Origin of the sequence: Streptomyces sp. NPDC021622, from assembly GCF_040640795.1 — a bacterium.
Taxonomy (GTDB): domain Bacteria; phylum Actinomycetota; class Actinomycetes; order Streptomycetales; family Streptomycetaceae; genus Streptomyces.
Map to the genome: position 1 here is coordinate 761,624 of NZ_JBFACK010000001.1, position 13,536 is coordinate 775,159.

Here is a 13,536-nt window from a genome sequence, read left to right on the forward strand (position 1 = left end):
CCAATACGGGAGTGGCCCGCGGCAGTCCGCCGCGGGCCACTCCCGTTGCCGTGCTCGTCCCAGTCGCGTGCCCGGTGACGGCAGGGCAGCATCGAAGGCATGATCACTCGGCTCCGGGAACTCACCACGCGGTGGACCGCGGCCGTACCGGTCCTCGCCGTCGTGCTGCTCGCCTTCACCTGGGGCCGCGATCTGCCGGGCCCGGTGGTCGCCGTGGTGACGCTGGTGCTCGCAGGGGCCGTGCTCGCCGCCGTGCACCACGCCGAGGTGATCGCACACCGCGTCGGTGAACCCTTCGGCTCCCTCGTCCTCGCGGTCGCCGTCACGATCATCGAGGTCGCGCTGATCGTGACGCTCATGGCGGACGGCGGCGACAAGAGCGCGACGCTGGCCCGCGACACCGTGTTCGCCGCCGTGATGATCACCTGCAACGGCATCGTCGGGATCTGCCTGCTCGCGGGCGCGCTGCGCCACCGCGTCGCCGTCTTCAACCCGGAGGGCACCGGAGCAGCCCTCGCGACCGTCGCCACGCTCGCCACCCTCAGCCTGGTCCTGCCGACCTTCACCACGAGCAAGCGGGGGGCCGAGTTCTCCACGGCGCAGCTCACCTTCGCCGCGCTCGCGTCGCTCGTCCTGTACGGCCTGTTCGTGGCGACCCAGACCGTGCGCCACCGCGACTACTTCCTGCCGATCACGCGCAAGGGCGAGGTGATCGACTCCGAGCACGCCGAGGGCCCGTCCAACCGCGCCGCGCTGATCAGCGTCGGCCTGCTCGGCCTCGCCCTGATCGGTGTGGTCGGCCTCGCCAAGGGGGTCTCCCCGACGATCGAGTCCGGCGTGGAGAACGCCGGCATGCCGCACGCCGTGGTCGGCGTGATCATCGCGCTGCTCGTGCTGCTCCCGGAGACCATCGCCGCCCTGCGCGCAACGCGCCGCGACCGCGTGCAGACCAGCCTGAACCTCGCCCTCGGCTCCGCGATGGCCAGCATCGGCCTGACCATCCCGGCCGTGGCGGTCGCCTCGGTATGGCTCTCCGGGCCACTGGTGCTCGGCCTCGGCCCGACCCATATGGTGCTGCTCGCGCTGACCGTCGTCGTCGGCACGCTCACGGTCGTGCCGGGACGCGCCACGCCGCTGCAGGGCGGGGTCCATCTCGTGGTGTTCGCCGCCTACCTGGAGCTCGCGGTCACGCCGTGACGGGGGCCGGCTCCGGAACCGGCCGGGTCTCCGGCAGCAGCGCGAAGCACCCCAGGCTCAGCAGGGCGACCCCCGTCAGATACGCCGCGACGCCCCACGGAGTCCCGTCCCCCTGCGCCACCGCCGTCGCCACGATCGGGGTGAGCGCGCCGCCGAGCACCCCGCCCAGGTTGTAGCCCACCGCGGCGCCGGTGCAGCGCACCCGAGGCTCGTACAGCTCGGGCAGATACGCGGCGATCACCGCGAACATCGTGATGAACGCGAGCATCGCCACCAGGAAGCCGAGGAACATCAGCAGCGGCTCACCGGTCGCCAGGAGCGCGATCATCGGGAACATCCACAGCGCGGAGAGCGCGCACCCGAGCAGGCACAGGGGCCGCCGTCCGTAGCGGTCGCCGAGCACGGCGGCCAAGGGAGTCAGCGCGCCCTTCACCACGACCGCCGCCATGATGCAGGCGAGCATGACCGTACGGCTCACGTCGAGCCGCTCCACCGCGTACGCCAGGGACCACGTCGTGACGGCGTAGAACACCGCGTACCCGACGGCCAGCGCGCCCGCCGTGAGCAGGACCAGACGCCAGTGGTCGCGCACCACTTCGGCGAGCGGCACGCGCGCGTGCTCCCGCAGTTCGAGGAAGCTGGGGCTCTCCGCGAGGGACGTGCGCAGCGCGAGCCCGGCCGCCGCGAGCACGCCCGCGGCCCAGAACGGCACCCGCCATCCCCAGGAGGCGAACTGCGCGTCGGTGAGCGTCGCCGAGAGCGTCAGCATGATGCCGTTGGCGAGCAGGAAGCCGAGCGGGGGGCCCATCTGCGGAAAGCTCGCCCACAGCCCGCGCCGCTCGGCCGGCGCGTGCTCGGCGGTCAGCAGCACCGCCCCGCCCCACTCGCCGCCGAGCCCGAGCCCTTGGAGGAAGCGCAGCACCAGGAGAAGCACCGGAGCGGCCATACCGATCGACGCGTACGTGGGCACACAGCCGACGGCGACCGTGGCGAGGCCCGTCAGGAGCAGCGAGACGATGAGGACGGGGCGCCGCCCGTGCCGGTCACCGATGTGCCCGAAGAGGACGGAGCCGAGCGGCCGGGCCACAAAGCCCACTCCGAATGTCGCGAAGGCGGCGAGAGTTCCCGCCAGCGGAGAGAACGTCGGAAAGAACAGCGGCCCGAGCACCAGCGCCGCGGCCGTCCCGTAGATGAAGAAGTCGTAGAACTCGATGGCGGTCCCGGCGAGCGAGGCGGCCGCGAGCCGCGGCAGAGAAGGAGTCCGGGAAGTCGGCAGAGAAGAAGGCTCAGCAGGGGAGTGGCTCTTGTGCATGCCGCGTCAACTACCCGCTGTGACGGCCGGTTACGGGGGCGTACGGAGGCGTGGAGAGATCCCTCAGTACGCTGACGACATGACGCGCACTCTTGCCAACGCCCCGATCATGATCCTGAACGGCCCCAACCTGAACCTGCTCGGTCAGCGCCAGCCCGAGATCTACGGCTCCGACACCCTCGCCGACGTCGAGGCGCTGTGCGCCAAGGCGGCCGCCGCGCACGGCGGCACCGTGGACCTGCGGCAGAGCAACCACGAGGGTCAGTTGGTGGACTGGATCCACGAGGCGCGCGAGCACCACGCAGGGATCGTCATCAACCCGGCGGCGTACTCGCACACGTCGGTCGCGATCCTGGACGCGCTCAACACCTGTGACGGAATGCCGGTGTTGGAGGTGCACATCTCCAACATCCATCAGCGGGAGGCGTTCCGGCACCACAGCTACGTCTCCCAGCGCGCCGACGGCGTCATCGCCGGGTGCGGCGTGCAGGGCTACGTCTTCGCGGTGGAGCGGGTGGCCGCGCTGGTGGACGGGGCCTGAGCCCCGGTCCTCACCAGCCCCGGGCCCGCCACTCCGACAGGTGCGGGCGCTCGGCGCCCAGTGTCGTGTCGTTCCCGTGGCCCGGGTAGACCCAGCTCTCGTCGGGGAGCGCGCCGAAGATCTTCGTCTCGACGTCGTGCAGCAGGCTCGCGAAGGCCTGCGGATCGCTGTGGGTGTTGCCGATGCCGCCCGGGAAGAGGCAGTCCCCGGTGAAGACATGCGGGTGGCCGTGCGGGTCGTCGTACACGAGGGCGATCGAGCCCGGGGTGTGGCCCACCAAGTGGCGCGCGGTGAGCGAGACCCGGCCGACCCGCACGGTGTCCCCGTCGACGAGCGGGACCTCCGTGGGCACCGGGATGCCGGGTGCGTCCTCGCGGCCCGCGTAGGTCCGCGCGCCGGTCGCGGCGACAACCGCGGCAAGCGCCTGCCAGTGGTCGCCGTGCTGGTGGGTGGTGACGACGGACGCGATGCCGTCGTCACCGATCAGCGTGAGCAGCGTCCCGGAGTCGTTCGCCGCGTCGATCAGGAGCTGCTCGCCCGTGGCCCGGCAACGCAGCAGATAGGCGTTGTTGTCCATCGGGCCGACCGCGACCTTCGAGATCATCAGGTCCTGCAGCTCGTGCACGTCCGCACCGCCGCCGACCTTCACTGCTCCGCTGTACGTCATGTTCCTCAGCCTATAGCGGCGGCAGGGCAGGCAGGAGGCCGCCTTCGGCCGTCAGTGCGGTGCCGCCGCGGCGCCCGGAGAGCCAGCCGACGACGTCGGGCGCGGACCCGGAGACGGTGACTTCGGGCTCGCCGTCGCGGCCGGTGGTCCACGCGTGCGTGCCGTCCGTGACGCGGGTGGGCGGCACGTCGGGGTTCCCCGAGAAGCGCGCGGCGAGGAACGCGATCTCGCGCTGCACGAACTCATCGGGCAGGTCCTCGAGCTCGTACCCGATGCCGAGGTCGACATGGTGCAGCTCCACCTCGACCCACCGCCGGAACGGCACCCGCGACGCGGAGTCGGTGACTCCGTTGCGCATCTCGATGGTGCGGGACCAGTCGGCGGGGACGGCGGCCTGTGCCTCGAAGCGGGCCGCGCTGTCGCGTACGTCGTCGAGCTGCTCGGCCAGGGGCCGCGGGGCGTCGCGCTCGATGTCCGCGTCCCGTGCCTCGCCGCTGACGTACATCGGCCGTCCGGCGAGCACGTTGACGAGCGCGTCCGCGTTACGGGCGAGATGGGCGAGGACGTGGCCACGGCTCCAGCCCGGGAGACGTGACGGCTCTGCGGTCGAATCGTTGTTCAGTTTCGCGGCTGCGGTGAGCAGCCGGTCGGTCGCGTCACGTACAGACGCCAGGTCGCGCACATGATCAATCATGCGCCCGACGATAGTCGCGCCACACGTTTGGGTGAAGGCGTCGGAGCAGCGCCGCAAATCGAATGCACGTGCTATATGGTCGGGTGCGGCATCGGGCATCCTTGGTGGTCGGGGTTTGTTACCAACCAGGGAAACCGCCCCGGCGTTGTCAGTGGCTCGCCCTAGTCTGTGAATGACGGGGGCCCCGCCCCTGTCACCACTCTCAAGAAAGGTGCGGACCGGCGTGGCCGACCGTCTCATCGTCCGTGGCGCGCGCGAGCACAATCTCAAGAACGTCTCGCTCGACCTCCCGCGTGACTCCCTCATCGTCTTCACCGGGCTCTCCGGGTCGGGCAAGTCCTCGCTCGCGTTCGACACGATCTTCGCCGAGGGCCAGCGGCGGTACGTCGAGTCGCTCTCCTCGTACGCCCGGCAGTTCCTCGGTCAGATGGACAAGCCGGACGTCGACTTCATCGAGGGACTCTCGCCCGCGGTCTCGATCGACCAGAAGTCGACCTCGCGCAACCCGCGCTCGACGGTCGGCACGATCACCGAGGTGTACGACTACCTCCGGCTGCTCTTCGCGCGCATCGGCAAGCCGCACTGCCCCGAGTGCGGCCGCCCCATCTCGCGGCAGTCGCCGCAGGCCATCGTCGACAAGGTCCTCGAGCTGCCCGAGGGCAGCCGCTTCCAGGTCCTTTCCCCGCTGGTGCGCGAGCGCAAGGGCGAGTTCGTCGACCTCTTCGCCGACCTCCAGACCAAGGGCTACAGCCGCGCGCGGGTCGACGGCGAGACGATCCAGCTCTCCGAGCCGCCCACGCTCAAGAAGCAGGAGAAGCACACCATCGAGGTCGTCATCGACCGCCTCACGGTGAAGGACTCCGCCAAGCGCCGCCTGACCGACTCCGTGGAGACCGCCCTCGGCCTCTCCGGAGGCATGGTCGTACTCGACTTCGTCGACCTCCCCGAGGACGACCCCGAGCGCGAGCGCATGTACTCGGAGCACCTGTACTGCCCGTACGACGACCTGTCCTTCGAGGAGCTCGAGCCCCGCTCCTTCTCCTTCAACTCGCCCTTCGGCGCCTGCCCCGACTGCACGGGCATCGGTACGCGCATGGAGGTCGACCCCGAGCTGATCGTCCCCGACGAGGACAAGTCGCTCGACGAGGGCGCCATCCACCCCTGGTCGCACGGCCACACCAAGGACTACTTCGGCCGGCTCGTGGGAGCCCTCGCCGACGCCCTCGGGTTCTCCACCGACATGCCCTGGGCGGGCCTGCCGCAGCGCGCCAAGAAGGCGCTCCTGCACGGCCACAAGACGCAGATCGAGGTCCGCTACCGGAACAGGTACGGCCGCGAGCGGGTCTACACCACCGCCTTCGAAGGCGCCGTCCCCTTCGTCAAGCGCCGCCACAGCGAGGCCGAGAGCGACGCGAGCCGCGAGCGCTTCGAGGGCTACATGCGCGAGGTGCCCTGCCCCACCTGTGAGGGCACGCGCCTCAAGCCGATCGTCCTGGCCGTCACGGTCATGGGCCGGTCCATCGCCGAGGTCTCCGCGATGTCCATCAGCGACTGCGCGGACTTCCTCGCCGAGCTGAAGCTGGGCGCCCGCGACAAGAAGATCGCCGAGCGAGTCCTGAAGGAGGTCAACGAACGGCTGCGCTTCCTGGTCGACGTCGGCCTGGACTACCTCTCCCTGAACCGCGCGGCGGGCACCCTCTCCGGAGGCGAGGCCCAGCGCATCCGCCTGGCCACGCAGATCGGCTCCGGCCTGGTCGGCGTGCTCTATGTCCTGGACGAGCCGTCCATCGGTCTCCACCAGCGCGACAACCACCGGCTCATCGAGACCCTCGTACGCCTGCGGGACATGGGCAACACGCTCATCGTCGTCGAGCACGACGAGGACACCATCAAGGTCGCCGACTGGGTCGTCGACATCGGCCCCGGCGCGGGCGAGCACGGCGGCAAGGTCGTGCACAGCGGCTCCATGAAGGAGCTGCTCGCCAACGACAAGTCGATCACCGGGCAGTATCTGTCGGGCAAGAGGTCCATCCCGGTCCCGGACATCCGCCGCCCCGCCGACCCCTCCCGTCAGCTGACGGTGCACGGGGCCCGGGAGAACAACCTCCAGGACATCGACGTCTCCTTCCCGCTCGGCGTCCTCACCGCCGTCACGGGCGTCTCGGGCTCGGGCAAGTCGACGCTCGTGAACGACATCCTCTACACGCACCTGGCAAGGGAGTTGAACGGCGCACGGTCGGTTCCCGGCCGCCACACGCGCGTGGACGGCGACGACCTCGTCGACAAGGTCGTGCACGTCGACCAGTCGCCCATCGGTCGCACCCCGCGGTCGAACCCGGCGACGTACACCGGAGTCTTCGACCACGTCCGCAAGCTCTTCGCGGAGACGATGGAGGCGAAGGTGCGGGGCTATCTGCCCGGCCGCTTCTCCTTCAACGTCAAGGGCGGCCGCTGCGAGAACTGCTCCGGCGACGGCACGATCAAGATCGAGATGAACTTCCTGCCGGACGTGTACGTGCCGTGCGAGGTCTGCCACGGGGCGCGGTACAACCGCGAGACGCTGGACGTCCACTACAAGGGCAAGTCCATCGCCGAGGTCCTGGACATGCCGATCGAGGAGGCGCTCGACTTCTTCGAGGCGGTTCCGGCGATCGCCCGCCACCTGCGCACGCTCAACGACGTGGGTCTCGGATACGTGCGTCTCGGGCAGTCCGCGCCGACGCTCTCCGGTGGCGAGGCCCAGCGCGTGAAGCTGGCGAGCGAGCTCCAGAAGCGGTCCACGGGCCGGACCGTGTACGTCCTGGACGAGCCGACCACCGGTCTGCACTTCGAGGACATCAGCAAGCTGATCACGGTGCTCTCCGGGCTTGTCGACAAGGGCAACACGGTCATCGTCATCGAGCACAACCTCGACGTCATCAAGACGGCCGACTGGGTCGTCGACATGGGTCCCGAGGGCGGCAACGGCGGCGGTCTGGTCATCGCCGAGGGCACGCCCGAGGAGGTCGCCGGGGTTCCGGCGAGCCACACGGGCAAGTTCCTGCGGGACATCATCTCGGCGGACCGCATCAGTGATGGGGCCTCGCAGGGGCGTCAGCGGAGGGGTGCCTCTGCCCCTGTGGCTAAGAAGACCCCGGCCAAGAAGGTTGCCGCGAAGAAGGTTGCCGCGAAGAAGGTTGCTCCGAAGAAGGTGGCCAAGGCTCGTAAGAGCTGACGGTTTGTTGTAGTGCGTCTGCGGGTGCGTGGGGGCTGGTCGCGCAGTTCCCCGCGCCCCTTCGGGGCCCGGACGTGGCTGGTCGCGCCCGCGCGGCGGAGCCGCAGATGTCACAGCCCCGCGCCCCTTGGGGGCGCCAGACTGGCCCCATGACCCTACGTACTGAACGCCAAGGCCCCGTCACCACCGTCGTGCTGTCGCGGCCCGATGTGCGGAACGCCGTCGACGGGCCCACCGCTCGTGCCCTTGCCGATGCGTTCCGCGCGTTCGACGCGGATCCCGATGCGTCCGTCGCCGTGTTGTGGGGCGAAGGCGGCACGTTCTGTGCCGGTGCCGATCTCAAGGCGATCGCGACGCCGGACGGCAATGAGGTGACGGAGAAGGGGGACGGGCCGATGGGGCCGACCCGGATGCGGCTCTCCAAGCCCGTCATCGCCGCGATCTCCGGGCACGCGGTCGCCGGCGGTCTCGAACTCGCGCTCTGGTGCGATCTGCGCGTCGCCGACGAGGACGCGGTGCTCGGCGTGTTCTGCCGCCGCTGGGGCGTCCCGCTCATCGACGGCGGAACGGTGCGGCTGCCGCGGCTCATCGGGGAGAGCCGGGCCATGGACCTGGTGCTCACGGGGCGGCCCGTGGCAGCCGACGAGGCGCTGGCCATGGGGCTCGTCAACCGGACCGTGCCGCCGGGCACTTGCCGGGCCGAGGCCGAAGCACTCGCCGCGCAGATCGCCGCGTTCCCGCAGACCTGCATGAGGGGCGACCGGCTCTCCGTACGCGAACAGGCGGGCCTGAGCGAGGAGGAAGCGATGGCGGGCGAACTCCGCCACGGCCTGCGGGCCTTGACCGAGGCGGCCGAGGGCGCCGCCCGCTTCGCCGCGGGGGCGGGGCGGCACGGCGCGTTCACGGACAACTGACAGCACGTTCAGGACCTGACAGGCTCCAGGAACTGCATGTCCAGCTGGATCTTCACCACGTCGCCGAGCAGCCCGGCCCCGAAGTCGAGGCCGTAGTCGCCGCGGCGGATCTCGCCGGTGGCCTCGAAACCCGCGTGGCGTCGCTCGTCGCCGGGGAAGGCCTGCAGACCGCCGAACTCGACGGCGAGGGTGATCGGCCGGGTGACGTCGCCGATGGTCAGCTCGCCCTCCAGGGTCCAGTCGTCCTCCTTGCCGGTGACCCGCGTCGAGCGGAACGTCATCGTGGGGCGGCGCTCCACGTCGAGCAGATCGGGGGCCCGGACATGCGCGTCGCGGTCCGCGTTGCCGGTGTCGATCGAGGCCAGGGCGATGGTGGCCGTCACCGATGAGGTCTCGAGGCTTTCGCCCACGACGAGACCGGCCGTCACCTCGCTGAAACGGCCCCGCACCTTGGAGATCCCGAGGTGGCGGATGGTGAAGTTGACGGCGGAGTGGAAGGGGTCGATCTCCCAGCTGCCGGCGGGCAGCGGAAGGGCGGTCGTGGTGGTCGTGGCACTGGTGTCAGAAGTCATGCCGTCCACGATGGGCGGCCGCCGATGCCCGAGGAAGGCCGGGCCGAGACTGGTAGTGACAGGGCCACGATCCGGTCCGGTGACGGCTGATACGTTCGATCGGTGAGCGACAACGAGCTGGGCAACTTCCTGCGCACCTGCCGTGAGGCGGTCACGCCCGCCGAGGTCGGGCTGCCCACGGGACCGCGGCGCCGCACGCCAGGACTGCGCCGCTCCGAGGTCGCCACGCTCGCCGGGGTCAGCGTCGAATACCTGGCCCGGCTCGAACAGGGCCGCGACCGCCACCCGTCGCCGCAGGTGATGGGCGCGCTCGCGGACGCCCTGCGGCTCTCCGTGGAGGAGCGCTTCCATCTGCGCCGCCTGGAGAAGGAGCTGAGCGGCGACCCCTGCTGCCCGACGGCGAGCGCCCCGGCCCAGTCGGTGCGGCCCACCGTGCAGGCGCTCATCGACCGCCTGGAGCCGGCCCCCGCCGTTCTGCTCAACCGGCTCAGCGATGTCCTCGCGTACACATCGGGCTACGAGCGGATCGTCGGCCCCGTCGGTCTGCTTGACGGCGAGCGGCCCAACCTCATCCGGTTCCTGTTCACCGACGAGCGGGCCCGTGCCGCCTACCCCGAATGGGACCGGGTGGCCGACGAGCAGGTTGCGAACCTCCGGTCGGACTCCATGCTCACCGACCCCCATGCCGAGGGGTTCACCGACGAGCTGACCGTCATCGCGGGTGCCCCCTTCGCCGAGCGCATGGCCGCCGTGCCGCGGCTGCCCCGGCGCAGCGGCGTCGACCGGGTGGCGCATCCGGAGGCGGGCGCGCTGTCTCTGTCGTACGAGACGCTGGCCCTGCCCGAGGGCGACGGCCAGCGCCTGATGGTGTACCTGCCGGCCGACGACGCCACGACGGCGGCGCTCGACCGGCTCAACGGCCGCAAGCCGGGAGGCCTGCGCGCGGTGACGGGCTGACCTGTCTCAGGCCAGCTCCGTGGCGACCGGCTCAGGTCAGCTCCGCGGCGATCGGCTCAGGCCAGCTCCGCGGTGACCGCCCTCAGGCCAGCTCCGCCGCGTACGGCGGCTCGGCGCCCGCGCGGGACACGGTGACGGCCGCCGCGCGCGCCGCGAGACGCAGTACCTCGCCCCAGCCGTCCGCGCCGAGCGCGGCCAGACCCGGTGCGGACAGCGCCTCCCGCAGGGAAAGTCCGTGCAGCAGCGCCGCGTTGACCGTGTCGCCCGCGCCGATGGTGTCCACGACGTCGACCGCCTCGCCCGGCACGGACCACTCCCCGCCGTCCCGTGTGAAGACGGTCAGACCCGCGCCGCCGCGTGTGATCACCACGGCGCCGGGGCCGGACGTGAGCCACTCGTGCGGCGTGCCGCCGAGCCAACTCGCGTCGTCCTCCGACAGTTTGAGCAGCGAGACCGACGGCAGCCAGCTCTTGAAACGGGCCCGGTAGGCGTCCGCGTCCGGGATCAGACCGGCCCGGATGTTCGGATCGAGCGCCGTGAAGACACCTCGCGCCGACTCCCGGCGCATCAGCTCCTCATAGGCGCTCGCGCCCGGTTCGAGGACGAGCGAGCAGGTGCCGAACGACACCGCGCGTACGCCGTCGGGCAGCAGGGCCGGGGCCGTGAAGAGCCGGTCGGCGGTGCCGTCGACGTAGAAGGAGTAACCGGCGGAGCCGTCCGCGCCGATCGAGGCGACGGCGAGCGTCGTCGGTTCAGCGCCCCGCTGGACGTACGACACATCGACGCCGGCGGCCCGCAGCCCCGCCACCAGCGCATCGCCGAACGCGTCCCGCGAGATCCGCGAGCAGAAGGCGACGGGGGAGCCGAGGCGGCCGAGCGCCACCGCGGTGTTGTACGGACCGCCGCCCAGGCGCGGGGCGAGCGGGGACAGCGAGGGCGGCACGGCACCGGCGGAATCCTGCGGGACGAGGTCGATCAGGGCCTCTCCGGCGACGATTATCACGGCTGGTTCCTCTCGGCTCTGCGGTCGTACGGCGCGGCAGCCGCGCACACCGGCTCCCTGGCTCCCCGGCTTGCGCACAGGCTAGGGCTTCTGGGCGGACGCGGGCCGATACGGGCGGCACTCGGGCACGGCCGTGCCCAACACGGGCGCGCGGCCCCGCACCGGTATGGTCTGATCCGTCACCGATGCGCCTGACCTGTGGAGAGTTCATGCCCGGCACGCCTCCCCCCGCCCGCCGCACCGTGCTGCGCGCCGCCGCCATCGTGCCGGCCGCCGGGCTCGGCATCGCGGCCTGCTCGTCCGGCGACGACGACGGTGGCGGCAACCGCTCCGCGCCGACCGCGCCGGTGGACCTCGGCGCGTCCGACGAGATCAAGGTGGGCGCCTCGAAGCTCTACACCGACGAGAACGTCGTGGTCAGCCGTCTCGCGGACGACGAGTACAAGGCGTTCAGCTCGATCTGCACGCACCAGAGGTGCCCCATCAACAAGCTGGAGGGGCACAAGCTCACCTGCCCCTGCCACGGCAGCCAGTTCGACGCCACCAACGGCAAGGTGCTGCACGAGCCCGCCACCGTCCCGCTCTCCGAGCTGCCGGTGAAGGTCGAGAAGGGCAAGATCATCGCGGGGCCCGGGGCGTAACCACGCGACCAACCGGGCGGGCGCTTCACTCCCAGTCCCACGCGATCCCCAGGAGCCCCGCCCGCACCTGCTGCTCCACGATGTGCACCGACCGATGGCTGCCGCTCAGTGTCAGCTCCTGGCGGCCGCCGCGCGGCGCCGCCGCCGAATGCTGGGCGAAGCGGTGGCAGCGCAGGGGCAGGGCTCCCTCGTCGAAGCGCACCTGCAGCGCGTACTGCCCGCCCGCGTAGGTGAAGCCGCGCAGATACTCGGTGGAGGTGCCCGCCGTGCCGTCCTCGAAGCCGTAGCGGAACAGATGGGTGTCTCCCGCGCGCAGGCGCGCGTCGAAGAGCAGCTCGGCGACGAGCACACCCGTCTCGTGGTGCCACCGCACTCGCCCGGTGCGGCAGTTCTCCAGGGCGTGTACGCCGATGTGTTCGGGTACGCAGCCGGGATCGCCGTGGTAGATCGCGAGGTAACGGTCCACGTCGTCCCGGTGGGAGCGCACCACGTGCTGCGAGTCGCGGCCGAGCAGCTCGCGGCGCGCGCCGATCCGCACCCGCTCGTGGTGGCCGACGGTGTGCAGACCGCCGTCGAGCGGGGATTCGAGGTCGGCGAGCAGGCGCTGCACGACGTCGGAGGCCTCGATGAGCGAGCGGTAGGAGCGGGCGGCGGGCCGTTCGCAGCCGGGGCTCCCCGAGGCATGGGCGGGCTGAGCGAGGAGCCGGATCAGTGACTCCTCGGGGAGCTGGAGGATCTCCTCCAGGGCGCGTACGGCGCGCAGCGACTCGGTGCGCTGCGGGCGCCGCGCACCCTGCTGCCAGTAACTCAGGCTCGTCACCCCGACGTTGACGCCGTGCTGCGCGAGATGATGGCGTACCCGTTGCAGGGGGAGGCGGCGGGCGGCGATCGCGGCCCGTAGCGCCACATGGAAGGGGCCGGTGCGCAGCGCGGTCTCCAGGTCCGCAGGCGACTCCTCCGCGAGCTGTGTGCCGTGCCGCATCGCAAGGCCCCTTCTGTGAACATTCACATCGGCCGCCCGGGCGTACGCGCCGGTCGGAACGGGCCACCAGGTGGGCGTACGAGGGGTGTTCACATACGTACGCCGCCGTTCACTGGCCCAAGTAATCCCGCATTGAACCGTGTTGACCTGTACCGGACAACACTCGATGCTCAATCGCAGCGTCCGGACGCGCTCCTCCACCCCTTCGCCCCCACTCGGGAGGAACGCGATGCGCCAGAGAAACAGCAGGTACAGCAGACGCAGACGGTTGTCCGCGGTCGCCGTCGTGGCGGTGGCGCTGGTTGCCGCGCCGGCGGCGACGGCCACGGCCGAGCCGGCCCCAGGACCCTCCGCCCTCGCCGCCAAGCGGCTGAACATCACGATGCAGGCCCAGGAGAAGACCAACTGGTGCTGGGCCGCGGGCGGGAACACCATCGCCGCCTTCTACGGCAAGAAGTACAGCCAGAACCAGTTCTGCAACGCCGCCTTCGGGCGCAACCAGAACACCGAGTGCCCCAACAGCCAGGCCACGCTGGGCAACGTACAGAACGGCCTGGAATGGGCGGGCATCAACTCCGGCTCCTATGTGTCCGGTTGGCTGCGCTACCCGACCGTGCAGGCCGAGATCAACGCGGGCCGGCCCGTGGAGACCCGCATCCAGTGGTCGGGCGGCGGCGGCCACATGCACGTCCTCTACGGATACGACGATTCCCGGAGCTGGGTCTACTGGGGCGACCCCTGGCCCTCAAGCGACCGCTACAACTGGGCCTCGCACGACTGGTACGTGGACAACGGCACCTTCTCCTGGACCCACTCGCTGTACCGGATCGGGGCGTGAGCGC

13 protein-coding genes are annotated in these 13,536 nt (G+C 70.9%); 7 read left to right on the forward strand and 6 right to left on the reverse strand.

Features of this window, described 5'->3' with window-relative positions:
- The first annotated feature begins 99 nt into the window (after positions 1-99).
- Positions 100-1,197 carry an ionic transporter y4hA gene (locus tag AB0G47_RS03425; RefSeq protein WP_360763557.1) on the forward strand — a complete coding sequence of 366 codons (1,098 nt, stop codon included), beginning with the start codon at positions 100-102 and terminating at the stop codon, positions 1,195-1,197.
- Here AB0G47_RS03425 and AB0G47_RS03430 read toward each other — a convergent pair.
- Positions 1,187-2,509, reverse strand: coding sequence for an MFS transporter (locus AB0G47_RS03430; RefSeq protein ID WP_360763559.1), 1,323 nt, complete (start codon positions 2,507-2,509; stop codon positions 1,187-1,189). The two genes, AB0G47_RS03425 and AB0G47_RS03430, sit on opposite strands and share 11 nt — an antisense overlap.
- A gap of 79 nt (positions 2,510-2,588) precedes the next feature.
- Here AB0G47_RS03430 and aroQ point away from each other — a divergent pair, with 79 nt between their 5' ends.
- The gene (aroQ, locus tag AB0G47_RS03435; protein ID WP_360763561.1) at positions 2,589-3,050 is read left to right on the forward strand and encodes a type II 3-dehydroquinate dehydratase; all 462 of its coding nucleotides are present in this window, start codon (positions 2,589-2,591) and stop codon (positions 3,048-3,050) included.
- A 10-nt stretch (positions 3,051-3,060) separates the two neighbouring features.
- Here the strand turns inward: aroQ and AB0G47_RS03440 are convergent, their stop codons facing one another.
- Entirely contained in the window at positions 3,061-3,717 is a 657-nt protein-coding gene (locus AB0G47_RS03440; protein WP_360763563.1) for an MBL fold metallo-hydrolase, read from the reverse strand.
- Positions 3,718-3,727: 10 nt separating this feature from the next.
- Entirely contained in the window at positions 3,728-4,411 is a 684-nt protein-coding gene (locus AB0G47_RS03445; protein WP_360763565.1) for a maleylpyruvate isomerase family mycothiol-dependent enzyme, read from the reverse strand.
- Positions 4,412-4,634: 223 nt separating this feature from the next.
- Between AB0G47_RS03445 and uvrA the strand changes: the two genes are divergently transcribed.
- Positions 4,635-7,625 (forward strand): excinuclease ABC subunit UvrA, encoded by a 2,991-nt coding sequence (uvrA, locus tag AB0G47_RS03450; RefSeq protein WP_360763567.1) that lies wholly within the window; start codon positions 4,635-4,637, stop codon positions 7,623-7,625.
- A gap of 149 nt (positions 7,626-7,774) precedes the next feature.
- Complete coding sequence (locus AB0G47_RS03455; protein ID WP_360763569.1) at positions 7,775-8,539, forward strand: crotonase/enoyl-CoA hydratase family protein; 765 nt, start codon at positions 7,775-7,777, stop codon at positions 8,537-8,539.
- Between the two features lie 8 nt (positions 8,540-8,547).
- On the opposite strand, the gene AB0G47_RS03460 is transcribed toward AB0G47_RS03455, so the two are convergent.
- Positions 8,548-9,111: a YceI family protein gene (locus AB0G47_RS03460; protein WP_360763570.1), complete on the reverse strand. Its 564-nt coding sequence runs from the start codon at positions 9,109-9,111 to the stop codon at positions 8,548-8,550.
- 102 nt (positions 9,112-9,213) lie between these two features.
- On the opposite strand from AB0G47_RS03460, the gene AB0G47_RS03465 reads away from it, so the two are divergent.
- Positions 9,214-10,068 carry a helix-turn-helix transcriptional regulator gene (locus AB0G47_RS03465; RefSeq protein WP_360763572.1) on the forward strand — a complete coding sequence of 285 codons (855 nt, stop codon included), beginning with the start codon at positions 9,214-9,216 and terminating at the stop codon, positions 10,066-10,068.
- A gap of 82 nt (positions 10,069-10,150) precedes the next feature.
- On the opposite strand, the gene AB0G47_RS03470 is transcribed toward AB0G47_RS03465, so the two are convergent.
- Complete coding sequence (locus tag AB0G47_RS03470; protein ID WP_360763574.1) at positions 10,151-11,071, reverse strand: carbohydrate kinase; 921 nt, start codon at positions 11,069-11,071, stop codon at positions 10,151-10,153.
- Between the two features lie 209 nt (positions 11,072-11,280).
- Between AB0G47_RS03470 and AB0G47_RS03475 the strand changes: the two genes are divergently transcribed.
- Complete coding sequence (locus tag AB0G47_RS03475; RefSeq protein ID WP_360763576.1) at positions 11,281-11,712, forward strand: Rieske (2Fe-2S) protein; 432 nt, start codon at positions 11,281-11,283, stop codon at positions 11,710-11,712.
- A gap of 25 nt (positions 11,713-11,737) precedes the next feature.
- On the opposite strand, the gene AB0G47_RS03480 is transcribed toward AB0G47_RS03475, so the two are convergent.
- Complete coding sequence (locus tag AB0G47_RS03480; protein WP_360763577.1) at positions 11,738-12,694, reverse strand: hypothetical protein; 957 nt, start codon at positions 12,692-12,694, stop codon at positions 11,738-11,740.
- A gap of 229 nt (positions 12,695-12,923) precedes the next feature.
- On the opposite strand from AB0G47_RS03480, the gene AB0G47_RS03485 reads away from it, so the two are divergent.
- Positions 12,924-13,532, forward strand: a complete 609-nt coding sequence (locus AB0G47_RS03485; RefSeq protein WP_360763578.1) for a papain-like cysteine protease family protein — start codon at positions 12,924-12,926, stop codon at positions 13,530-13,532.
- The last annotated feature ends 4 nt before the right edge of the window (positions 13,533-13,536 follow it).

Bases quoted from the DNA above. Each gene is read 5' to 3' on its own strand.
- AB0G47_RS03440 (WP_360763563.1), bottom strand. From the start codon at position 3,717: ATGACGTACAGCGGAGCAGTGAAGGTCGGCGGCGGTGCGGACGTGCAC.
- AB0G47_RS03485 (WP_360763578.1), top strand. From the start codon at position 12,924: ATGCGCCAGAGAAACAGCAGGTACAGCAGACGCAGACGGTTGTCCGCG.
- AB0G47_RS03475 (WP_360763576.1), top strand. From the start codon at position 11,281: ATGCCCGGCACGCCTCCCCCCGCCCGCCGCACCGTGCTGCGCGCCGCC.
- AB0G47_RS03460 (WP_360763570.1), bottom strand. From the start codon at position 9,111: ATGACTTCTGACACCAGTGCCACGACCACCACGACCGCCCTTCCGCTG.
- AB0G47_RS03445 (WP_360763565.1), bottom strand. From the start codon at position 4,411: ATGATTGATCATGTGCGCGACCTGGCGTCTGTACGTGACGCGACCGAC.
- AB0G47_RS03425 (WP_360763557.1), top strand. From the start codon at position 100: ATGATCACTCGGCTCCGGGAACTCACCACGCGGTGGACCGCGGCCGTA.
- AB0G47_RS03455 (WP_360763569.1), top strand. From the start codon at position 7,775: ATGACCCTACGTACTGAACGCCAAGGCCCCGTCACCACCGTCGTGCTG.
- AB0G47_RS03480 (WP_360763577.1), bottom strand. From the start codon at position 12,694: ATGCGGCACGGCACACAGCTCGCGGAGGAGTCGCCTGCGGACCTGGAG.
- aroQ (WP_360763561.1), top strand. From the start codon at position 2,589: ATGACGCGCACTCTTGCCAACGCCCCGATCATGATCCTGAACGGCCCC.
- AB0G47_RS03430 (WP_360763559.1), bottom strand. From the start codon at position 2,509: ATGCACAAGAGCCACTCCCCTGCTGAGCCTTCTTCTCTGCCGACTTCC.